Origin of the sequence: Streptomyces sp. NPDC058691 (assembly GCF_042714775.1) — a bacterium.
Lineage (GTDB): Bacteria > Actinomycetota > Actinomycetes > Streptomycetales > Streptomycetaceae > Actinacidiphila.
This window is the reverse complement of sequence record NZ_JBHXSO010000011.1, coordinates 108,224-129,819: the sequence shown is the minus strand read 5'-3', so window position 1 is coordinate 129,819 and position 21,596 is coordinate 108,224. Positions and strand designations below refer to the sequence as shown.

The following is a 21,596-nucleotide window of genomic DNA, read 5'->3' as shown; positions in this document are numbered from 1 at the left end:
CCGCCCCGCAGTACCCTTCCTTGATCGTGTACGGGGGCGGGAAGGCGGGTGCAGTCGTGATGTCGGGAGGTCTGGTGCTCCCTGGTGGTGGTGATCAGGGGGACCAGGGCGGCATCGGCGAGGGGAACGGCACCGGAACCGCCTCCCTGGCACTGCCGCTGGAGATCGGAGCGGAACTGGACTGGGGCGCCGACGAGTGGGCCGAGGTGCGCACCCGCGCCCGCCGCGCCGGGCGGGCCTACGTGTGGCTCAATCTGGTCGAGCAGCGGCTCCGTGCCGTGGTGAACGCCGTCCTGCGCCCCATCTACGAGCCTGTGCACGGCGAGGAGTGGGTGGTCGCCGCCGCGGGCCCCGCCGGGCACGAATGGGTCCAGCGGGCCGCCGCCGTCCGCGAGGTCAGCCGCCGCAAGGGCTTCCTGCTCGACCCCGCGGACGACAACATCCTCAGCTTCCTGACGCTGCCGCAGCTGCGCGAACTGGTCGTCCAGCACTGGCCGTGCTTCGAGCCCTACCTCGACGACCGTCGTGAACTCGAACTCGCCCTGGACGAGCTGGAGGTGGCCCGGCACGTCGTCTCCCGCAACCGCGCGCTGTCCCGGACCGTGCTGGACCAGGCCGAGCGGGCCGCCGCCCGGCTGCTCGACGTGCTCGGCTCCGGCCCCGGCTACCCGTCCGCCGAACGCCTGCCCGTCGACGCCGTCGAGGAACTCGTCGCCGACCGCTACGCCGATGTCGTCGGCGTCTACCCGGACCGGGTGCGACTGCAGCGGCAGCTGCCGGCCGAGGACCTGTTCGGGGGCGCCCGGCGGCTGGACGCCGTCGGGATCGGGCTCAACCTGCTCGTGCAGAACTACTCCGGCAAGCGGCTGGTGCGGCTGGCGGAGTCCGGCTGCCGGATGCGGCTGCTCTTCCTGAACCCGGCCAGCAGCGCGGTCCGGCGCCGCGAGCGCGAACTCGGCCTCGGGCGGGGGGAGCTGAGCCGTGCCGTCGAGATGAACATCATGCACATGCGCCGGGTGCGGGCACGGCTGCGCGACCCCGCCGCCTTCGAGATCCGGGTCTTCGACGAGACCCCCCGCTTCACCGCCTACCTGGTGGACGGCGACACCGCGAACGGTGTCGCGGTCGTCCAGTCGTACCTGCGCAAGGCCCGGGGCATGGAGTCCCCCGTGATCATCCTGCGCGGCGGGCCCCGTGACCTCGTGCAGACCAAGGACGGCGAGGCCGCCGAGGCGGAGCAAGGACTCTTCGGCATCTACCGCGAGGAGTTCGAGGGCGTGTGGGCGGACTCCCGGCCGGTGTCCTGACGCCGGCGGCCGCCCGGCGGCGGGACTGTCAGTGGCGCACGGGATGATGGCAGAGCACACGGGGGAACCGCGGGAAGGACGTACGCCAATGGCCATGGGATGGCACCGGGAACTGCTGGTCGGCTTCGACCTGGAGACGACGGGCACGGATCCGCTCGGAGCGAGGATCGTCACGGCGGCCGTCACCGAGGTCAGGGACGGGGAGCCGATACGCCACCTGGGCTGGCTCGTCGACCCCGGCGTCCCCATCCCCGCGGAGGCCACCGCGGTGCACGGCATCAGCAGCGAGCAGGCGGCCGCGCAGGGCCGGCCGGCGGTCGAGGCGGTGGACGAGATCGCCGACGCCCTCGTCGCCCACTGGGCGGCCGGTGTCCCCGTCGTCGTCTACAACGCGCCCTTCGACCTCAGTCTGCTCGCGGCGGAGCTGCGCAGGCATCAGCTGCCGTCCCTGGAGGACCGGCTGGGCGGCGAGGTCGGCCCCGTCATCGACCCGCTCGTCATGGACCGCACGCTCGACCGCTACCGCAAGGGCAAGCGGAATCTGGAGGCCGCCTGCCGCGAGTACGGCGTCACCCTCGACGACGCGCACGAGGCGAGCGCGGACGCGCTGGCCGCCGTCCGGGTCGCCTGCGCCATCGCCGAGCGCTACCCGCGGGCGGCCGGCGGCCTGCGGGAACTGCACCGGTCCCAGATCGGCTGGTACGCCGACTGGGCCGAGGGCTACCAGCGCTGGCTGGTCCGCCAGGGCGGGGCCCCCGAGATCGAGATCGACACGCGGTGGCCGCTGCGCGAACCGGTGTGACGGGACGTCAGGTGGCGGGCGCCGGCGCCGACGTCGGCGTCGGCTAGAACGCGTGCCAGCGCACCGTCGGGTCGTCGTCGCGCAGGGACGCGACGCGGCGCCGGAACTCGGCGAGAGCCGCCGGGTTGCCGGGCGCGTGCTGGGCGACCCAGGCGCAACTGGCGGTCTCACGGGCGCCGCGCAGGACGGCGCAGCCCTCCCAGTCGCGGACGTCCCAGCCGTAGGCGGCGGTGAACGCGTCGTAGGCTGCCGGATCGAGGCCGTAGCGGTCCCGGCTGAGCGCCATGACGACGAGGTCGTGCTCGCGCAGATCGCTGGAAACGGTCTCCAGATCGACCAGCACGGGTCCCTGCGGGCCGACATGGACGTTGCGCGGCAGCGCGTCGCCGTGGATCGGCCCCGGCGCGATGTGCGGTGTCAGGGCGGCGGCCGCGGCGGCGAACCCGTCGCGCCGCTCGCGCAGATACGCGGCGTCGGCCGGGTCGACCGCCGTGCCCGCGAGGCGCAGCCAGCGCTCCACCCCGTCCAGCAGATCCCGGCGGGGCAGGGTGAAGTCCGGTTCCGGCAGGGCGTGCACGAGCCGCAGCAGCGCGGCCAGGTCGGCGGGCTCCGCGGGACGCACGGTCTCCGGCAGGCGCTCCCAGTACGTCACCGGGTGGCCGTCCACGAGCCGGGCCTCCGGCTCCGCCGCCCGCACCGCGGGCACCCCGTGCCCGGCGAGCCATGTCGCCGTGCGCAGTTCGCGGGCCGCCCGCTCCAGGAGTTCGGGCCCCCGGCCGACCTTCGCGACGGCCGTGCCGTCGGCGAGTTCGAAGACCGCGTTCTCCCCGAGCGCGATCAGCTTCGCCTCGTGGTGCCCGTCCGCCGCGAGTACGGACCGCGCGAGCTCTTCGGTGAACGCCATACGGCGATGATCGCAGATCGGTACGGTGCGCCCGTGGCCGAGGCGGGGCCCCGGCCGAGTGGCGCGGCGCCTTGGGGTCGCACGTCACCGTGTCCGGCCCCGGCCCCGGCTCGGTACCGCACCGCTCGATCCGGGGCGCCGAACCGCTGCGCGCGCGTCCGCCCTGCGGTGTGGCGCGTGCCGTGCGGTCAGGCCCGGGTGCGGCGGATGGCTTCCCGGGAGACCGCTCGCGCGTTGCCGGTGGGCGCCGGTGGCTTGGGGGCGTTGCGGGCACGGGTGGTGGATGGTCAGGCCTGCGTGCGGATGACCGGGATCGGGCCGCCGCGTGTGTATGCCTCGCGTTGGCGGTGGGCGCCGGTGCCGTGGGGCGGGAAGCCGTCGGCGGCGTGCAGGGATGTGGAGGTCGGCGTTGCGGGCATGGGTGGTGGTCGTCAGGCCCGGGTGCGGGTGACGGCCTCGCGGATGACCGCGATCGGGCCGCCGCGTGTGTATGCCTCGCGTTGGCGGTGGGCGCCGGTGCCCTGGGAGGTCAGCCGGTCGACGCCGGCGCGCACGGTGTACAGGTCGCCGGAGTCCTTCAGGGCGCCCTCGACGTGGGAGACCAGTGCCTCGATCACGTCGTGCGCGCCCGCCGGGCGGTGCGTGAGCGGGTGCAGGAGGGCGCCGTCCAGCCCGGAGTGGCTGGCCCGCCAGGACGCCAGGCGGAGCACGTCCACGCCGGGTCCGGGGGCCGGACGGCCGTCCGCCCAGTCGCGGGCGGCGGTTTCGACCAGGCCGCGTACCAGCGCGGCCAGCACCACGGAGTCCTGGTAGTCCGGGCACACGTCGCAGATCCGCACCTCCACCGTCGGGAACTTCGCCGACAGGCGGACGTCGAAGTAGACCATGCCCTGGTCCAGCAGGATGCCGGAGGCCAGCAGTCGCGAGACCGCCCGGTGGTAGTCCGCCGCGGACCCGAATGCCGCGGTCGGGCCGGCGGTCGGCCACCGGCCGAAGACCTGGTAGCGGTAGCTGGAGTAACCCGTGTCGGTGCCCTGCCACATCGGTGAGTTCGCGCTCAGGGCCAGCAGCGGCGGCAGCCAGGGCCGGATGCGGTCGATGACCGCGACGCCCTCCTCGTCGGACGCGACGCCCACGTGGACGTGGCAGCCGCAGGTCAGCGTCTCCAGCACGGTGAGGCCGAACATCTGTGCCATCCGGCGGTAGCGGCCCCGCGGCGTCAGGCTCGGGGAGACCGGCAGCGGCGAGGTGCCCAGCGCCGCGATGTCCACGCCCTGGGACGCGGCGAGCCGCGCCGCCCGCCGGCGCCAGGTGCGCAGTTCCCCGCGCAGCTGGTCCAGCGTGACGCACGGTGACGTGTTGAGCTCGATCTGTTGCTGCTGCAGCTCCATCACGAGCTCGTGGGCCCACTGGGCGCCGCTCAGCACGGCGTCGGCGACGGCCCGCGGCTCTGCGGTCCGCGCGTCCACCAGGAGGAGTTCTTCCTCGACCCCGACGGTGCGTGCCACGACTCTTCGATACCCGCTGAGGGCGAGCGGTACCCGTGGGGGTGGGTTCAGACCCCGTCCCCGCCGTCCGTCAGATGCCCCATGGCGCGCCGGCACAGGTCCGCCGACGTCTCCCCGTCGGTGGACGTCACGCTGCAGAACAGCCGGCCGCCGAAGCCGATGACGATGACGAGCGGGGCACCGGACAGACTCGTGTGTGCCGCGCCGTGCACCGCGTACAGCCGCAGCGGTCCGTACTCCTCCGGGATCGGCAGCCGGGCGTTGCTGACGGAGACGTCGAAGCGGGGCCCGCGCTCCTCGCCGCGGCGCAGCAGCGCGCCGATCGCGCGGTGCGGGACGGCGGAGGTCAGCCGGAAGACGCGGACCAGGGGCCGCAGCGCGTCCGGGGTCAGCCGGGAGTGGATGTCGGCCCGCGCGTCCCTGGCCGCGGTCCACAGGTCGTCCCCGCCGTCCGCGGAGATCACGAAACTGGCCGCGTACAGGCCGACCGCCTCGCCCGGCGGCGGGTCCAGCACCCGGCGCAGGTCGGCCGCCACCGCGATGCGCGCGGAGCGGCCCGGCGTGGCCGCCCGTGCGAACGCCGCGCACAGCGCGGACTGCAACGTCGTCCCCTCGGCCCGGCACCGCTTGAGCAGCAGCGCGGTCTCCTCCCGGTCGACCGTCCACGGGAGGAACGCCAGCGGCCCGCCGCGCGGCCGCGGCACGGGCACCGTCCCGCCCAGCGCGCGGGCGGTCCTCAGCAGGTCGGCGGGGTTGACCCGCGGGCCGGGGACGAGATGGTCGGCGGGCGGGGCCAGCACGGGAGCGGTGTCCGTCACCGGCGCCGCGGCCAGACGCGTGAGGAGGTCGCGCACGACCACGCCCGCCGAGACCGCGTCCGCGACGAGGTGGTGGAAGACGGCGACCAGGTCGAACGCCTCGCCCGCGTCCACCAGGACGAAGCGCGCCAGCGGCCCCGCGGCCGTGTCGAAGGGGCGCTGCAGCTCCTCCTCCACGACCCGGGTCCAGTCGCCGGGCTCTCCGGTCCCGGTGGCCCGCACCACGCGTACCGGCGGGTCCGCGGCGCCCGCCGTGGTCAGCCGTGCCTGCCACCACCCGGGGTCCGCCACCCGCACCCCCAGCAGCGGGTGCCGCTCCCGCGCGAAGGCGACGGCCTCCCGCACCCGCCCGGCGGTCGTGCGGCCCGTCACGCGGGCCACGGCGGCGATGTTGACCGGGAGGCGTTCGCCCGCCGCCCAGATCGCGCGTTCGTACGGCGACAGTCGACGGCGCATGACGGGGGCCACCTTCCTCGGGGTGTGCATGCCGGGTCCGGGTCAGCCCGTGAGGGAGGCGCGGAGGCCTTCGGCGAGCGGGGTGGTGGGACCGAAGGGCAGGGTCTCGCTGGGGGCGCAGGTCCACGCGGGATGGCGGGCCTCGGCCACCTTGTCGGGGTTGAGCATGGAGGAGCGGCCCGCCAGGCGCGCGGCGGCCGCGGCCAGCGGCGCGGGGATGTGGACGACGCGGGGGGCGCGCCGGCGCAGGACGGCGGCGACCGCGCCGCCGATGTCGTCCCAGCGGTGCTCGGTGCCGTCGCAGACGTGGTGCGTGCCGGGGGCCGTCGCGGGGTCGGCCGCGGCGATGAGCGCGCGGCACAGGTCGTCGACGTGGACGAGGCAGTAGTGCCGCGGCCCGGGCCGTCCGACGGCCGGGAGCAGTCCGGAGCGCACCGCGCCCACCAGCCGGGGCAGGAACTCCCGGTCGCCCGGGCCGTAGACGATGGGCGGCCGGACGGTGACGGCGTTCACCTGGTCCGCCGCCTCGCCGAGCGCCAGTTCGCCGCCGAGCTTGCTGCGCCCGTACAGGGAGACGGGCGCGGGCGGTTCCTCGGCGCGCCGCCTGCGTCCCGGACCGGAGGCGGCCAGCGAGGAGCAGTAGACCAGCCGCGGCGGCACGGGGAGTCCGGCGACGGCGTCGCGCAGCCGCCGGGTGCCGTCGGTGTTGACGGCGGTGTAGGCACGCGGGTCGGCCGACTTGGTGACCCCCGCGAGGTGGATGACCCGGTCGACGTCGCGCAGCGCGTCGGTGAGCCCCTCGCCGGTGAGCAGGTCTCCGGGGGCGAGCCGGGCGCCGGGCACGCGGCGGCCGTCGCGCACGAGGGCGGTGATCTGCTCGCCGCGTTCGGCGAGATGGCGGACGAGGTGACCTCCGACGAATCCGGTCGCGCCGGTGACCAGATATCTCATCGGGGGCCGCCGTCGCGCACGTACAGCCGGTGGGTGCGGAAGTGGACGCCGCCCATGGCCTGGGCGTGCCGGTTGGAGCCGCGGTTGTCCTCCAGGATCCAGGACAGGTCGGTCTCGGTGTAGCCGAGCCGGTGCGCGGCGCGCTGCGCGTCCGCGAGCAGCACGGCCACCAGCCCGCGGCTGCGGTGCTCCTTGCGCACGCCCGAAGTGCCGCCCCGCACGCGCGTGATGCGGCCCATGCCGAGGGTGACGCGCAGCAGCCCCACCGGCAGCCCCCAGGTGGTGAGCCGGCCCCGTGCGGCGCGCAGCGCCTGGTTGACGTCGGGCAGCCACATCGTGAAGGCGGCGGGCTCGCCGTCCACCTCGGCGATCCGCACCAGTTCGGGCTTGAGTACGGACTTCAACTGGGCCGCCATGTGCCGGAACTCGTCGTCCGTCAGCGGGACGGAGGCGTAGTTCTCGGCCCAGGCGTCGTTGTAGATGTCCTTGATGACGGCCATCTCCTCGTCCCAGCGGCCCGGGTCCAGCGGCCGCACCCGGACGGCCGGGTCGGACAGGGTGCGCTCGGCGACCCGCCGGATACCGGCCGGCGGCTCGCCGTCGGGCGGCATCGGCACCAGCCAGGACAGCAGGTCCTTGGCCTTGCCGAAGCCGCAGTCGGCCAGCAGCCGTGCGTAGTAGGGCGGGTTGTACGGGATGCCCACGCTGGGCGGACCGTCGAAGCCCTCCACGAGCACCCCGCACTCGTCATTGACGGAGAAGCTGAGCGGGCCGAGCATCCGGGTCAGGCCCCGCTCGCCCAGCCAGGCGGCGGCCGCGTCGAACAGCGCGGCGGCGGCCTCGGTGTCGTCGGCGCATTCGAAGAGGCCGAAATGGCCGCAGGTGAAGTCGTGCCGCTCCTGGTAGCGCGGCTCGGAGATCACCGCGATCCGGCCGACGACGGCCTTGCCGCGCCGGGCCAGCAGCAGCCGGATCTCGGCGGTGGCGAAGGTGGGATTGCGGCGCGGGTCGAGGAAGGCGCGCATCTCCCGCTCCAGGGGGGCGACCCAGTGCGGGTCGCCGCGGTAGAGCGCGTACGGCAGGCGGATGAAGGCGGTGGTGTCGGCCCTGCCGTCGACGGGGGTGACGGTGACGGGTGCGGGTGCGGGGGCGACTCGCGCGGCGGTGGCGGCGGCGCTCACCGGGTGGCCGCCTGACGGGGCAGCGCGGGCAGCAGGCCGACCCGGCGGCCGGCCGCGTCGAAGGCGTCGAGGATACGCCCGAGATGGCCGTCGGAGTGCGTGGCCTGCACGGTCACCCGGATGACACAGCGCCCCTCGGGCACGGCCGGGGCGCCGACGGCGTTGGTGAACACGCCCTCGTCGAGCAGGGCCTGCCACATCCGGGCGCAGTCGGCGGCGTCGCCGATCAGGACGGGCACGACGGGTGTGACCGAGTCCCCGGTGTCGTAGCCGAGGGCGCGGAGCCCCGCGCGGAGCCGGTCGGCGAGCGCGAGGACGCGGACGCGGCGCCAGGGTTCGGCCTCGGCGATGTCGAACGCGGCCAGCCCCGCGGCCAGCGCGGCCGGCGGCATCGAGGCGGAGAACAGTACCGAACGGGCGCTGTAGCGCAGGTAGTCGATGACGTGGGCGGGTCCGGCGAGGAAGCCTCCCGTGGAGCCGAAGCACTTCGACAGCGTCCCGGTGAACAGGTCCACCCGGTCCAGCAGCCCGAAGTGCTCGGCGACGCCGCGGCCGCCGGGGCCGAGCAGCCCGATGTCGTGCGCGCCGTCGACGATCAGGCGCGCGCGGTGCCGCGAGGCGAGCGCGGTGAGTTCGGGCAGCCGGCACAGGTCGCCGTCCATGGAGAACATGCCGTCGGTGACGATGACCTTGCCCGCGGCCGGGTCGACGGCCGCGGCCTGCTCCAGCAGGGTGTCCAGGTGCCCGGTGTCGGAGTGCGGGTATAGGGCGCGGCGGGCGGCGCCCAGCCGGATGCCGTCGACGAGCGAGGCGTGGTTGGCCATGTCGCTGAAGACGATGTCGCCCTTGCCGAGGAGGGCGGCGATGGCGAGGTTGGCCTGGAAGCCGGTGGTGACGACGGCGGCCGCCTCGGTGCCGAGGAAGTCGGCGACGCGGCGTTCGAGTTCGCCGTGCAGCGGCAGGGTGCCGTTCAGGGTGCGGGCCCCGGAGCAGGAGGCGCCGTAGCGGGTCAGCGCCTGCGCGGCGGCCGCGGTGACCCGCGGATCGGTGGACAGGCCCAGGTAGTCGTTGCAGCCGGCCATCACCACCGGGCGGCCCTCGACCAGGGCCTCGCCGTCGGCCGAGGCGTGCATCGGCCGGTAGAAGGGCCGGATGCCGGTCGTCTCCATGGCCCGGACGAACGTCGACGAGGACAGGTCCTTGTCGAACACGTCGGTGGCGTCCTGGATGTCGGTCATTGGCTCGGTCTCCCTTGACTGAGGGGCGAGTGGATGGGAAGCCGGGCGATGTCGGCCATGCTGGGGCCGGCATGGCGCTCCGGCGGCGCCGCGGCGCGGGCTCCGGGCAGCGCGTGGGCGAAGCCCCGCGCGAAGGCGACCGCCTGAGTCCGGGCCAGGTGGGACCCGAGGCAGTAGTGCAGTCCGGCGCCGAAGGCGAGCAGCCGCTGTGCGGGCCGGTCGGGGTCGAAGGCGTGCGGTTGGGGGAAGAACAGCGGGTCGCGGTGGGCGGCGCCGATCAGGGCGTGGACGACCTGCCCGGCGGGCAGTTCGCGGCCCGCGAGTTCGGTGCCGGCCGCGGCGACCCGGGTCACGACGCGCCCCGGCGGGTCCCAGCGCAGTACCTCGTCGGTGAGCCGCTCGGCGAATCCGGCGTCCTGGCGGATCCTTTCGGCAAGCAGCGGCTGGGTGGTCAGCGCCAGGGCGACCGCGGCCAGCAGGGCCGCCGTGGTCGGCACCCCCGCGGAGAACAGCGTGAGCAGCAGATAGCGCGCCCCGTGCGGGTCCTCGGCCGCCCACTGCGACAGCAGGTCGCCCGTGGGGCGCCGGTGGCGCTCGGTCAGGACGCGGTCGTAGCAGGCCAGCAGTGCGACGGCGGCGGCGTCCGCGCGCCGCACCACGCTGGGGGGCGCGGCCAGTTCCTCCACGCGCACCATCGCCATGCTCTCGGCGGCCAGCCACGCCCGGTCGACCTCGGGCGGCAGCCCGGTGAGCTCCGCCAGCACGGCGGTGGGCAGCGGGCGGCACACTTCGGCGACGATGTCGGCGCTGCCCTGTCGCCGCACGGTCGCGGCGAACCGGTCGACGGAGGCGGCGACGAGCGGCTCCACGAGGTTCTCCGCGGCCTCGCGCATCGCGCGCGGGGCCAGCGCGGAGTTCAACGGGCGGCGGCGCGCGGTGTGTTCGGGCGGGTCCTGCTGCAGCGGGGTCTCGCACAGCCCCACCGTGCTCGGGCTGCTGCGCCACCCGGGGCGGTGTGCGTCCCGCCAGCGGGCGCCGAGGGTGCGCCAGGCCCGGTCGGCGAGCACCTGCCGGCAGTCCTCGTGGCCGGTGACCAGAAGGGCGCCCCACGGGGTCGGCACGAGCGGGCCGGTCGCGGCCAACGCATCGTAGACATCAGCGAGTTCGTCCGGGTCCACCGCCTTGCGCCACCGCCGTACGAGACCCGCCGCGGAGCGTGCGTGGGGGGCGGGTGAGAGTGGGGGCGAGGTCACATGGATCATGGAGGGGATGCGGACTCCGGCTCGGGGGCGGGGCGCGCCGGGGCGGGCACGCCCGAAGGCGGGGCAATGGGCACGTGCCCAGCAGAGTGCTCCGCCGGATGGGTCCGGATCCAGCCGGGTCGACACATTTCACCCACCCGTGAACGTAATTGGCGCTTGTGCAGGCCGGTCCGCTACGGTCGCCCGTTCACTTCGATCAGTCTCTGCGGTACTTCCACGCGACCCACGTCTCTAGAACACTCACTGTTCATATTTTCATCACTTGTGAACGCCTCCGACGACACGCGTCACCTCTTGAATCACCCAGGAACTACGCCCGTAGACGGCGTAATCGAGGGAGGGGCGCAGCAAATGTCAACCGCATCGGCGGGAGTGGAGCCGGTGAGACCGGAGCCGGAGAGCGCACCACCGCGCATGAAGAATTCGGCGCGCGGTACCGGCGACCGGGTCTTCCGCTGGTCTCTGACGGCGGCCGGCACGACCGTTCTCGCGATCATGGCCGCGGTCGGCGTCTTCCTGCTCCTGAAGGCCGGGTCCGCGCTCAAGGTCGCCGGCTTTTCGTTCCTCACCACGGCCGCCTGGCAGCCCGACGTCCACCACTTCGGCATCGCGGCGGTCCTCCCCGGAACGCTGCTGATCGCCGCCGTCGCCGTGTTCTTCTCGGTGCCGCTGGCCCTCGGCACCGCGCTGTTCATCACCGAGGTCGCGCCGCGCCGGCTGCGCCGCACGCTGATCGCGATGGTCGACCTGATGGCCGCCGTCCCGTCCGTGGTCTACGGCCTGTGGGGCCTGTTCTTCCTCCAAGGCCACGTCATCGGGTTCTCCCGATGGCTGTCCGACTGGTTCGGCTGGATCCCCTTCCTGCACGTGGACGGCACGCAGCCGGGTGAACCGCTCGCCTCCAGCAGCGTGTACACCGCCTCGTCCTTCATCGCCGGGCTCGTGGTCGCGCTGATGGTGGCGCCGATCCAGTGCTCCGTGATGCGCGAGGTCTTCGCCCAGGCCCCGCCCGGTGAACGGGAAGGCGCCTACGCGCTCGGCGCCACGCGCTGGGGCGTGATCCGCGCCGTCGTGCTGCCGTACGGCCGCGGCGGCATCATCGGCGGCACCATGCTCGGACTCGGCCGGGCGCTCGGCGAGACCATCGCGGTCTACATGATCATCTCGCCGGTCTTCACCATCCAGTGGCACGTCCTGCAGACCGGCGCCAACTCGGTCTCGTCGCTGATCGCGCTCCACTACGGCGACTCCTCCGAGTTCGGCATGTCGGCGCTGATGGCGGCCGGCCTGGCGCTGTTCGTCCTCACGCTGGTGGTCAACTTCACCGCCTCCTCCTTCGTGGCCCGTTCCCGTTCCGGCTCGCAGAGCGAGGCATGACATGACCGTCGTCGAAGAGACCCCCGCGCACGCCGTGAAGGGCGCCGCGGAGGACGCCGTCCCCGGGACGTCCGCGACCTCCGCGGCCGCCACGGCGCCCACGACGTCCCTGCCCACGGAGGACCCCGCCGCGGCCGAACTCGACCGGCCCCGCCGGATCGGCGGCGCCGACCGCAACGCGCTGCTGGCCCTCGCCGGTGCCGCCGCGTCAGGCCTGTGCCTGGCGGTCCTGCTGTTCGGCGAACTCGCGCCGCTGTCCGGCGCGTTGGGCTTCACCGTGACCGCGTACCTTGCGTTCCTGGCCGGCTACGCCATCCTCACCGGCCTCGAGGACGACGGTCCCGCGGTCCGCGACCGGGTGATGACGGTCGTGCTCTGGACCGCCGCCGTCGTGCTGTTCTCCGCGCTCGTCCTCGTCGTCGGCTTCACACTGTGGCGCGGCCGCACGGCCCTGCCGCACGGCAACTTCTTCAGCCAGGACATGCAGGCCGCCGGCCCCCTGGACCCGCTGAGCGTGGGCGGCATCGCGCACGCCATGCTCGGCACCCTGATCATGATCAGCATCGCGCTGGCGATCACCGTGCCGCTCGGCCTGGCCTGCGCGGTCTACCTCAACCAGGTCCCCGGCCGCTACTCCCGCTTCGTGCGGACCATCGTCGAGGCCATGACGGCGCTCCCGTCGATCGTGGCCGGCCTGATGGTCTACGCGACCTGGATCCTCATCCTCGGCATGGAGAAGTCGGGCCTGGCGGCGGCCTTCGCCATCAGCGTGATGATGCTGCCGATCGTGATCCGCGCCTCCGACGTCGTGCTGCGGCTGGTCCCCGGCACGCTGACCGAGGCCTCCGAGGCCCTGGGCGCGCCGCGCTGGCGCACCGTGCTGCACGTCGTACTGCCCACCGCGCGCTCGGGCCTCGCCACCGCCGTCATCCTCGGCACCGCCCGCGGTGTCGGCGAGACCTCGCCGGTGCTGCTCACCTCGGGCTTCACCGCGGCCCTCAACGCCGACCCGCTGCACGGCCCGATGATCTCCCTGCCGCTGGCCGTCTTCAACTTCGTCAAGTCCCCGGAACCCGCCATGATCGCCCGAGGCTTCGGCGCGGCTGCCGTGCTGATGGCCCTGGTCCTGGTGCTCTTCGCGATCGCCCGTGTGCTCGGCGGCCGCGGACCGGGTCAGCAGACCAAGCGCCAGGCGCGTCGCGCCGAGCGGGCCTCCCGCCGCGACACAGAGCGCTTCGAACAGCTCCACGCCCCCGCCCTTTCCGTGCTCGGCGCCGCCACCGCCACCGCTCCTGGAGACAACGACTGATGCGCAATCCCCTCACCGGACGGCACACGGCCGTCCGGGCCAGATGGCGCGCTCTGAGCGCGCTCGCCGCGCTGTTCGGAGTGCTGGCCGCCGTGGTCCTGCCGGCCGCGCAGCCCGCCGTCGCCGACTCCGGCTACACCCCGATCGCCGGCGCCGGTTCCACCTGGGCCGAGAACGCGGTCGACGAGTGGCGCCGCGGCGTCAACCAGTACGGCATGCGGGTCAGTTACTCCGGTACGGGCAGCTCCGACGGCCGTCGCCAGTTCCTCAACGGGCAGGTCGACTTCGCCGTCTCCGACATCCCGTTCCAGACCAAGCCCACCGACGGCTCGGCGGCCGAGAACCCGGCCAAGGGCACCTACGCGTACATGCCGATCGTGGCCGGCGGCACCGTCTTCATGTACCACCTCACGATCAACGGCAAGCGGGTCACCAACCTGCGGCTGTCGGGTGACGTGGTCACCAAGATCTTCACCCGTGCCGTCAGCTACTGGGACGACAAGGTCATCGCCGCGGACAACCCCGGCGTAGCGCTGCCGCACCGCGCGATCATCCCCGTCGTGCGCTCCGACGGCTCCGGCTCCACCGCGCAGTTCACGATGTGGATGGCCAACCAGCACAAGGCGCTGTGGCAGGCCTACTGCGGGAAGGTCGGACGCTCCGGCGCCTGCGGCCAGACCTCGTACTTCCCGACCGTCTCCGGCATGATCGCCCAGTCCGGCGACCTCGGCGTGGCGGGCTACGTCGCCCAGGGCTACGGCGAGGGCGCGATCGGCTACGTCAACTACTCGTACGCGCTCAACGCGCACTTCCCGGTCGCCAAGGTCCTCAACCACGCGGGCTACTACACCGAGCCCACGGCGCAGAACGTCGCGGTGTCGCTGCTGAAGGCGCGGATCAACACCGACAAGAACTCCCCGGACTACCTCACCCAGCAGCTCGAGGGCGTCTACAACGACAGCGACCAGCGCAACTACCCGCTGTCCAGCTACTCGTACATGATCCTGCCGCTCAAGGAACAGGGCACCTTCACCAAGGCCAAGGGCAAGACGCTGGGCGCCTTCTCCTACTACTTCATGTGCCAGGGCCAGCAGCAGGCGCCCGAACTCGGCTACTCGCCACTGCCGATCAACCTGGTGCAGGCCGGCTTCGACCAGATCCGCCGCATCCCCGGGGTCAAGACGCAGTCCATCAACATCAAGAACTGCAACAACCCGACCTTCAGCGCGGACGGCCACAACCGCCTCGCCGAGTCCGCCCCGTTCCCGAAGGCCTGTGACAAGAAGGGCGCAGCGCCCTGCACCACCGGCAGCGGCGGCGCCAAGGGCGGCACCAGCACCTCCTCCTCCGGCGGTTCGAGCAGCTCCGGCGGCAGCACCACGGGCGGCACCACCACCGGCGGCACCGGCACCGACGGCGCCACGGGCGGCACCGGCGCCTCCGGCGGCAACGGCAGCAGCCCCTCCGTCGACCCCGACACCGGCCAGACCGTCGCCGCCGACGGCGGTGCCACGGGCGGCACCGGCACCTCCGGCGGCGCCACCGGCACCATCGCCCTGGCGCAGCCGGTCAGCGTCGCGGCCCAGAGCGGCTGGGGCGGCGCGCAGACACTGATGCTGCTGGCCGTGATCACCCTGCTCGGCCTGGTGCTGCTCCCCGCCGCCGTCTCCCAGCTGCTGCGAAGGAGATCCCGATGAAGCGCCCGATGAACCGGGGGACCCGCGTCCGGCGGCTCCTCGCACGCCTGGCCGCCGGCGCGGCCGTCGGCGCCCTGCTGGGCGGGCTGGTCGCGCAGGCGGCGCAGCCCGCCGTCGCGGCGGACCCCGAGAACTCGTCCGTCAGCGTCTCCGGACGCGGCGAGTTCAAGGACATGAAGTTCACGGTCAGCCAGACCAAGCACCTCACCAGCCAGGCCGTCACGGTCTCCTGGAAGGGCGGCACGCCGACCACGTTCGCCGGCACGCAGTTCAACACCGACTTCGTGCAGATCATGCAGTGCTGGGGCGACGACGACGGTTCCGTCCCCGGCAACCCGGGCCCGCCGCGCACCCAGTGCCAGTACGGCGCCTCGCCGACCACCGGCCGCAGCACCTGGCCGGGCAACGACCTCGACGACAGCCGCAAGGTCTTCTACAGCGCCGACCCCACCAACTACGGCCAGGACAGCCAGTACGGCGCCGCCAACCCCAACGCCCCGGGCGAGGTGCCCTTCAAGGCGGTCGACGGCACGATGGTGACCAGCAACCTGCAGAACAACCGGCTGTACAACTACAACACCACCAACGAGGTCGACTTCGCCCGCACCAGCGCGGACGGCTCCGGCAAGGAGTTCTTCGAGGTCCAGACCGCGTTCGAGGCCCCGCACCTGGGCTGCGGCATGCCCGTCACCAGGAACGGGCACGCCACGCCCCGCTCCTGCTGGCTGGTCATCGTCCCGCAGGGCCACCTCGACCTGGACGGCAAGCCGTACGCCGACCACACCCAGGTCAACGCCGGCTCGCCGGTCTCCTCCACCAACTGGAAGAACCGCGTCGCCATCAAGCTCGACTTCAACAAGGTCGGCGCCACCTGCGCGCTGGGCGCCAAGGAGCGCCCGACCAGCGGCAGCGAGCTCGCCGCGGACGCCATCACCAGCTGGCAGACCGCGCTCTGCGCGAGCGGTTCGGTCTACGGCTACACCGAGCTCGGCGAGCCCGACGCCCGGGCCCGCCTGGAGAACAACGGTGACAGCGGCCTGGTCTTCACCACCCGGCCGCTGAACGCCACCGAGGACGCGTCGTATGCGCCGGTCGCCCTCTCCGGCGTGGTCATCGGCTTCACCATCGAACGCCGGGCCAAGGCCGGAGCCCCGGAATCGGTGCGCAAACTGACCGGCACGAAGGTGGAGTCCATCGACCTCACCCCGCGCCTGGTGGCCAAGCTGCTCACCGAGTCGTATCGCAACTCCACGTGGGGTTCGGTGGGTTCGACGACGACGGCCGAGGGCTACGAGTGGGCCGCGAAGAACCCGGCCGGCCTGGTCAGCGACCCCGAGTTCCTCAAGTACAACCCGGAGTTCGCGCAGCTGTCGGTCTCCGAGACCCCGGCCACCGACACGGACCTGATCACCGCCCTCGGCCACTCCGACTCCGCCCGCGCGGTGTGGAAGTGGATCGCCTCCGACCGGGACGCCCGGCGGTTCCTGGCCGGCATCCCCGACAACTGGGGCATGACGGTCAACCCGAACTACAGCACCAACGCCGACCTGAACACCGCGGGCGCCTTCGACCCGAACGTCGACGACTACCCGAAGAGCGACCCCTGGTGCACGGTCCCCCCGGGGGCCGACACCAAGCAGGAACAGTGCATGACCGACTTCCACCCCTACGTGGACGACATGCACTCCGGCGCCCTGCACACCCGCCGCGCGGACACCCTGTGGAAGTCCACCTGGGACCCGCTGGCCAGCCCGCCGGCCTACAAGAGCCCCGGTCCGCAGACCGTCGGTTCGCGCTTCGTGCTGACCATCACCGACGCCGCCTCGGCGGACCGGTACAGTCTGCAGACCGCGCGGCTGCTGAACGCCGCCGGTGAGTTCGCCGCGCCGACCGGCAAGGCCCTGACCGCGGCCGCCGCGAGCGCTTCCGACAGTTCCGTTCCCGAGGTCGACCCGGCCGCGGCCAAGGCCAAGGACGCCTATCCGCTGGCCGAGCTCGTCCACGCCGCCGTGCGCCCCGCGGCGCTGGACGCCAGCGCGCGCAAGGACTACGCCAAGCTGCTCCGGTTCGCCGCCGGCTCCGGCCAGACCACCGGCACGGGTCCGGGCGAACTCCCGCCCGGCTACGCCCCGCTGCCCTCCGGTCTGCGTACCAAGGCCGACAAGGCGGCCGACAAGCTGGAGTCCTTCAAGCCCGCCCACCCCGCGGGCGAGGACGAGAACGCGACGGGCGGCGACACCGGCGGCACGGGCACCACGGGCGGCACCGGCGACACGTCGGGCGGCCTGCCCAGCGGCACCGCCGACCCGTCCGCCCCGGCGTCCGCGAGCCCCGCGCCGAGCACCAAGCCGTCCTTCGACGGCGGCGACGCGGTCCAGGTCACCGCCAACGGCACCACCCCCGCCGATCCGTCCAACGCCCTGCGCTGGGCCGTCCCCGTCGGTGCGGCGCTCGGCGCCGTGGCCGCGGTGGGTGCGCCCTTCGCGGGCGGGGCGAAGCCCCGACTGCCGTTGCGCGTCCCGCTTCCCGGCGGCCGAGCGCTGACGCTGCTGCCGGAGGAGGCGGTCCTGCGGGACATGTTCGGGCGGCTTCGCCGCCGCGTCGGACTGTGACCCGCACGGGCGGCTGAGCCGCCCCCACGAACGGCCGCCCGCCCCGAAAGGCAGTCGGGGCGGACGGCTGGCACCACCCTGCCAGATCTTTGGCAACCACCGGTTTCACCGTTCATGAGCAGGAGATCCTTCATGCGCTCTACGCGCCTTACGGCGGTGGCCCTCGTGTCCGCCGTCGTGGCCGGCGGCCTGGCTCTCGCGAGCCCGGCCCAGGCCGACCCGGACGCCGGTGCCTTCCGCCAGCTGGTCGGCGTTGGCTCCGACACCACGCAGGACGTGCTCAACGCGCTGGCGGGCGACACCGTCAACGGCGTGAGCTATGCGACCAAGGGGGTGTCCTCGGGCGACGTCCGCCTCGCGTCCTACGACGCGATCGGCTCCGCCACGATCAGCACCCGCGAGCACGGCGTGTCCTTCACGCGCCCCAACGGCTCCGGCCCCGGCCGCGCCGCGCTGAGCGCGTCGCTGACCGGTACCACCTTCCCCAACGGGCAGGGTGTCGCCATCAAGGGCCAGGTGGACTTCGCCCGTTCCTCGGGTGGCCCCAGCGTCAGCGGCACCGCCCTGACCTACATCCCGATGGCCCGTGACGCGGTGGGCGTCGCCGCCCGCGGTTCCGCGCTGCAGAACCTGACGGTCGACCAGCTGCACGACATCTACAACGGTTCGCTGACGGTGGTGAACGGCCAGGCCGTCACCCCCTTCATCCCGCAGGCGGGCTCCGGCACCCGGAAGTTCTTCCTGGCCGCGATCGGCCTCAACGACAACGACGTGTCGAAGGTCGCCACCGTCCAGGAGAACCAGGCCAACGACGCCCTCAAGGCGGACGGCGCCCTGGTTCCGTTCTCCGTGGCCAGCTGGATCGCGCAGAACAACGGCATCGCGCCCGACCACAGCTCCACCGCGGTCGCCGCCGGTGCCTTCCTGGCCAACATCCAGCTGCCCGGGGACACCGGCACCACGTCCCCGATCACGAAGGTCAACGGCAAGCTCGCCCCGGTCGGCGGCTACTACGACAACGCGACCTTCGGCCGCGATGTCTACAACGTCGTCCCGACCCGGTCGATCGACCCGACCAGCGTCTTCTTCGACAAGGCGCTGTACGACATCTTCGTCACCAGCGGCAGCCACACCGCGGCGCTGGCGTCGGACACGGCCGAGGACGTCATCGACGACTTCGGCTTCATGAACGAGTCCTACAACGGCTCGATCAGCCTGGCCAAGCACGCCAAGCAGGGCGGCCTGGAGGACGGCACCGCCGCCAACCTCCCCGTCACCCCGGCGGTCAAGACCACCCTCGGCAGCGGCAGCGTGAAGCTCAGCTGGGCGGCTCCCGTCGCCGGCGGCATCCCGGTGACCGACTACCGCGTCCTGATCACCCGCGCCGACGGCTCGGTCGTGGTCAACAAGGACCTGGCGGCGACCACCACCTCGTACACGGCCACCGGCCTGACCGCCGGCACCTACACCGCCACCCTCGTCGCGAACAACCTCGTGGGCGCGAGCGAGAAGCCGGCCACCTGGACCGGCGCGGTGAAGTACACCAGCAAGGTCACCGGCACGGTCGCCAAGACCGGGTACGGCCACACGCCGAAGATCGCCGTCACCGTCACCGGCAGCAACGGCGTCAAGCCGAGCGGCAAGGTCACGGTGAAGGAGGGCAGCACCACCCGCGGCACGGGCACCCTCGACAGCCACGGCAAGGCCACCGTCTCGGTGTCCAGCCACCTGTCGGTCGGCACCCACACCCTGACGGTGTCGTACGGCGGCAACAGCGGCCTGTACACCGCCACCGCCACGGTGAAGCTGACGATCGTCAAGGCCACCGCCTCGGTGTCCGCGTCCCACCCGACCTCGGTCAGCCACACCAAGCAGGCCAAGGTCTCGGTCAAGGTCACCGCTCCGGGCACCACCCCGGGCGGCAAGGTGCAGATCGTCGACGGCACCAAGGTGATCGCGACCCGCACCCTGAGCGGCGGCAAGGTGACCGTCACCCTGCCGAAGCTCAAGAAGGGCACGCACAAGCTCCACGTGCACTACCTGGGCTCCTCGACGGTGAACGCCCGCAACGGCTCCACCTTCACCATCAAGTCCACCTGATCGACCGCCGGGGAGGCCGCGTCCGCGCGGCCTCCCCGGCCCCCGACCGCATCCGCAGGAGGCAGACCGCCGTGACGGTCGTCGCACCGAATCCGCCCCGTACCCGTGACCGGGGCGCCACCGTAACGCTGTCCCTCGCGCGGATACCCGCCACGCAGCACCTCGTCCGGGGCGCGCTGCTCACCCTGGCCGCGCTGCTCCTGGGGCTGACCGCGCAACTGCTGGTCGTGAGCCACCTGGAGTACCGGGCCGCGCAGCACGCGGCGTTCGACGCGCTGCGGGCGAACCTGGCGCTGGGCACGGCGCCCGTCGCGCAGACCGACCAGAACGGCAAGCTGCTCGCCCCCGGTACCCCGCTGGCCCTCATCGACATCCCGTCCGTGGGTGTGCGCGAGGTGGTCCTGGAAGGGACCGACTCCCGCGTGCTCGCCGACGGTCCCGGCCACCGCCGGGACACCCCGATGCCCGGTCAGGCCGGCACCAGCGTGCTGATGGGCCGCGCGGCCGCGTACAGCGGTCCCTTCGGGCACCTGGCGCAGCTGCGGTCCGGCGACCCCTTCACGGTCACCACCGGCCAGGGCAAGATCTCCTACCGCGTCACGGACGTCCGCCGGGCCGGCGACCCGGCGCCCGCGGCCCTCGCCGCCGGCAAGGGCCGGCTCGTGCTGGTGACCGCCACCGGCCCGTCCTATCTGCCCGCCGGTGTGCTGCGCGTCGACGCCGAGCAGGTGTCCGCCACCGTCGAGAGCCCGGCCGCCGTCATCCAGTCCGGCACCCTGCCCGACTCCGAGCAGCCGATGGCCGCCGGAACGGGCGTGCCGTGGCCGCTGGTGATGTGGCTGCAGGCGCTCGCCCTCGTCTCCATCGCCGCCGTGTGGGCCTGGCACCGCTGGGGCCGCCACCAGACCTGGATCGTCTTCCTGCCGGTGGTGGCCGTCGTCGGCCTCCAGGTCGCCGGCCAGGTCACCCAGCTGCTCCCGAACCTGCTGTAGAGGAAACCAACCATGACCGACATCGCCGAGTCCGCAGAGCCCGTCCGCGCCTCCGACGCCGCTGACGTCTCCGACGCGCCTGTCGCGCCCGTCGCGCTCGTGAAGACCGCCGTGCCTGCCGCGTCCGCCGCGTCCGCCGAGGGTGCCGCCGCCGAGAGCACCGGGGCGGCCGACACCGCCGTCCTGCCCGCCGTGACCGCGACGGCGGGGTCCGCGGTCCCGTCCCCGGCCGAGCTGGAGGCGCGCGCCGTCTCCGCCTGGTTCGGCGACCACAAGGTGCTGGAGCGGGTCTCGCTGACCATGCCCGCCGGCGAGGTCACCGCGCTCATCGGCCCGTCCGGCTGTGGCAAGTCGACGTTCCTGCGCACCCTCAACCGGATGCACGAGATGATCCCGGCCGCCGCCCTGTCCGGTGAGGTGCTCTTCGAGGGCGAGGACATCTACTCCCCGGGCCGCCGTCTCACCGACGCGCGCCGCCGGATCGGCATGGTCTTCCAGAAGCCGAACCCGTTCCCGGCGATGTCCATCTACGACAACGTCGTCGCGGGGCTGAAGCTCACCGGCACCCGCGCCACGCGCCGGGAGAAGGACGAGCTGGTCGAGGAGTGCCTGACCCGCGCCGGCCTGTGGAAGGAGGTCCGCGACCGGCTGCGCAAGCCCGGTGGCGCCCTGTCCGGCGGTCAGCAGCAGCGTCTGTGCATCGCCCGCTCGCTCGCGGTCCGGCCGCGCGTGCTGCTGATGGACGAGCCGTGCTCCGCCCTGGACCCCACCTCGACCCGGCGCGTCGAGGAGACGATCATGGAGCTGGCCGGCGAGGTCACCGTCGTCATCGTGACGCACAACATGCAGCAGGCCAACCGTGTCTCCGCGCAGTGCGCGTTCTTCCTCGCCGAGCAGGGCACGCCCGGCCGGATCGTCGAGCACGGTGCCACCGAGCAGATCTTCGGCAACCCCTCCGACCAGCGCACGGCCGACTACGTGGCGGGCCGCTTCGGCTGATCCGGCCCCGCCGGGCCGCGGCGGAATAAGGGCAGTGGGTGTTCTCGTTCGAGGAGGTGGTTGAATAATAAACAAGCCAGTCG

16 protein-coding genes are annotated in these 21,596 nt (G+C 73.2%); 9 read left to right on the top strand and 7 right to left on the bottom strand.

What is annotated here, in order from left to right; genetic code table 11:
* Positions 1 to 59: 59 nt before the first annotated feature.
* Both ACFWVC_RS10755 and ACFWVC_RS10750 read left to right on the top strand, forming a co-directional pair.
* Positions 60 to 1,307, top strand: a complete 1,248-nt coding sequence (locus tag ACFWVC_RS10755; RefSeq protein ID WP_384281846.1) for an SAV2148 family HEPN domain-containing protein — start codon at positions 60 to 62, stop codon at positions 1,305 to 1,307.
* Positions 1,308 to 1,401: 94 nt separating this feature from the next.
* Positions 1,402 to 2,109 (top strand): 3'-5' exonuclease, encoded by a 708-nt coding sequence (locus tag ACFWVC_RS10750; RefSeq protein ID WP_384281976.1) that lies wholly within the window; start codon positions 1,402 to 1,404, stop codon positions 2,107 to 2,109.
* A 43-nt stretch (positions 2,110 to 2,152) separates the two neighbouring features.
* On the opposite strand, the gene ACFWVC_RS10745 is transcribed toward ACFWVC_RS10750, so the two are convergent.
* The 7 genes from ACFWVC_RS10745 to ACFWVC_RS10715 form a co-directional block, all read right to left on the bottom strand.
* Positions 2,153 to 3,013, bottom strand: coding sequence for a phosphotransferase enzyme family protein (locus ACFWVC_RS10745; protein ID WP_384281844.1), 861 nt, complete (start codon positions 3,011 to 3,013; stop codon positions 2,153 to 2,155).
* Positions 3,014 to 3,444: 431 nt separating this feature from the next.
* Positions 3,445 to 4,521: a glutamate--cysteine ligase gene (locus ACFWVC_RS10740; RefSeq protein WP_384281841.1), complete on the bottom strand. Its 1,077-nt coding sequence runs from the start codon at positions 4,519 to 4,521 to the stop codon at positions 3,445 to 3,447.
* Positions 4,522 to 4,568: 47 nt separating this feature from the next.
* A complete protein-coding gene (locus tag ACFWVC_RS10735) occupies positions 4,569 to 5,795 on the bottom strand; it encodes a condensation domain-containing protein (RefSeq protein ID WP_384281838.1) in 1,227 nt (408 codons plus the stop codon).
* 42 nt (positions 5,796 to 5,837) lie between these two features.
* Positions 5,838 to 6,746 carry an NAD-dependent epimerase/dehydratase family protein gene (locus ACFWVC_RS10730; protein ID WP_384281836.1) on the bottom strand — a complete coding sequence of 303 codons (909 nt, stop codon included), beginning with the start codon at positions 6,744 to 6,746 and terminating at the stop codon, positions 5,838 to 5,840.
* Positions 6,743 to 7,927, bottom strand: a complete 1,185-nt coding sequence (locus tag ACFWVC_RS10725; protein ID WP_384281833.1) for a hypothetical protein — start codon at positions 7,925 to 7,927, stop codon at positions 6,743 to 6,745. Before ACFWVC_RS10725 ends, ACFWVC_RS10730 begins: the two co-directional genes overlap by 4 nt.
* Positions 7,924 to 9,165, bottom strand: a complete 1,242-nt coding sequence (locus tag ACFWVC_RS10720) for an aminotransferase class I/II-fold pyridoxal phosphate-dependent enzyme (RefSeq protein WP_384281831.1) — start codon at positions 9,163 to 9,165, stop codon at positions 7,924 to 7,926. The genes ACFWVC_RS10725 and ACFWVC_RS10720 overlap by 4 nt, the downstream gene beginning before the upstream one ends.
* Entirely contained in the window at positions 9,162 to 10,418 is a 1,257-nt protein-coding gene (locus ACFWVC_RS10715) for a cytochrome P450 (protein ID WP_384281828.1), read from the bottom strand. The genes ACFWVC_RS10720 and ACFWVC_RS10715 overlap by 4 nt, the downstream gene beginning before the upstream one ends.
* Positions 10,419 to 10,778: 360 nt before the next feature.
* Here ACFWVC_RS10715 and pstC point away from each other — a divergent pair, with 360 nt between their 5' ends.
* The 7 genes from pstC to pstB all read left to right on the top strand — a co-directional run bounded on the left by pstC (position 10,779) and on the right by pstB (position 21,513).
* A complete protein-coding gene (gene pstC / locus ACFWVC_RS10710; protein ID WP_384281826.1) occupies positions 10,779 to 11,804 on the top strand; it encodes a phosphate ABC transporter permease subunit PstC in 1,026 nt (341 codons plus the stop codon).
* Position 11,805: 1 nt separating this feature from the next.
* Positions 11,806 to 13,113: a phosphate ABC transporter permease PstA gene (gene pstA, locus ACFWVC_RS10705; RefSeq protein WP_384281823.1), complete on the top strand. Its 1,308-nt coding sequence runs from the start codon at positions 11,806 to 11,808 to the stop codon at positions 13,111 to 13,113.
* Positions 13,113 to 14,810, top strand: coding sequence for a phosphate ABC transporter substrate-binding protein PstS (locus ACFWVC_RS10700; RefSeq protein ID WP_384281821.1), 1,698 nt, complete (start codon positions 13,113 to 13,115; stop codon positions 14,808 to 14,810). The genes pstA and ACFWVC_RS10700 overlap by 1 nt, the downstream gene beginning before the upstream one ends.
* Complete coding sequence (locus ACFWVC_RS10695) at positions 14,807 to 17,422, top strand: hypothetical protein (RefSeq protein WP_384281818.1); 2,616 nt, start codon at positions 14,807 to 14,809, stop codon at positions 17,420 to 17,422. Before ACFWVC_RS10700 ends, ACFWVC_RS10695 begins: the two co-directional genes overlap by 4 nt.
* 132 nt (positions 17,423 to 17,554) lie before the next feature.
* Positions 17,555 to 19,522, top strand: a complete 1,968-nt coding sequence (locus tag ACFWVC_RS10690) for an Ig-like domain repeat protein (protein WP_384281816.1) — start codon at positions 17,555 to 17,557, stop codon at positions 19,520 to 19,522.
* A gap of 71 nt (positions 19,523 to 19,593) precedes the next feature.
* Positions 19,594 to 20,514: a sortase gene (locus ACFWVC_RS10685; protein ID WP_384281814.1), complete on the top strand. Its 921-nt coding sequence runs from the start codon at positions 19,594 to 19,596 to the stop codon at positions 20,512 to 20,514.
* A 234-nt stretch (positions 20,515 to 20,748) separates the two neighbouring features.
* Positions 20,749 to 21,513: a phosphate ABC transporter ATP-binding protein PstB gene (gene pstB / locus ACFWVC_RS10680; protein WP_384281974.1), complete on the top strand. Its 765-nt coding sequence runs from the start codon at positions 20,749 to 20,751 to the stop codon at positions 21,511 to 21,513.
* Positions 21,514 to 21,596 lie beyond the last annotated feature (83 nt).

What these genes read in the sequence shown, in the direction of transcription:
- ACFWVC_RS10755 (WP_384281846.1), top strand. Translation starts at nt 60, where the DNA reads ATGTCGGGAGGTCTGGTGCTCCCTGGTGGTGGTGATCAGGGGGACCAG.
- ACFWVC_RS10750 (WP_384281976.1), top strand. Translation starts at nt 1,402, where the DNA reads ATGGGATGGCACCGGGAACTGCTGGTCGGCTTCGACCTGGAGACGACG.
- ACFWVC_RS10745 (WP_384281844.1), bottom strand. Translation starts at nt 3,013, where the DNA reads ATGGCGTTCACCGAAGAGCTCGCGCGGTCCGTACTCGCGGCGGACGGG.
- ACFWVC_RS10735 (WP_384281838.1), bottom strand. Translation starts at nt 5,795, where the DNA reads ATGCGCCGTCGACTGTCGCCGTACGAACGCGCGATCTGGGCGGCGGGC.
- ACFWVC_RS10730 (WP_384281836.1), bottom strand. Translation starts at nt 6,746, where the DNA reads ATGAGATATCTGGTCACCGGCGCGACCGGATTCGTCGGAGGTCACCTC.
- ACFWVC_RS10720 (WP_384281831.1), bottom strand. Translation starts at nt 9,165, where the DNA reads ATGACCGACATCCAGGACGCCACCGACGTGTTCGACAAGGACCTGTCC.
- pstC (WP_384281826.1), top strand. Translation starts at nt 10,779, where the DNA reads ATGTCAACCGCATCGGCGGGAGTGGAGCCGGTGAGACCGGAGCCGGAG.
- pstA (WP_384281823.1), top strand. Translation starts at nt 11,806, where the DNA reads ATGACCGTCGTCGAAGAGACCCCCGCGCACGCCGTGAAGGGCGCCGCG.
- ACFWVC_RS10700 (WP_384281821.1), top strand. Translation starts at nt 13,113, where the DNA reads ATGCGCAATCCCCTCACCGGACGGCACACGGCCGTCCGGGCCAGATGG.
- ACFWVC_RS10695 (WP_384281818.1), top strand. Translation starts at nt 14,807, where the DNA reads ATGAAGCGCCCGATGAACCGGGGGACCCGCGTCCGGCGGCTCCTCGCA.
- ACFWVC_RS10690 (WP_384281816.1), top strand. Translation starts at nt 17,555, where the DNA reads ATGCGCTCTACGCGCCTTACGGCGGTGGCCCTCGTGTCCGCCGTCGTG.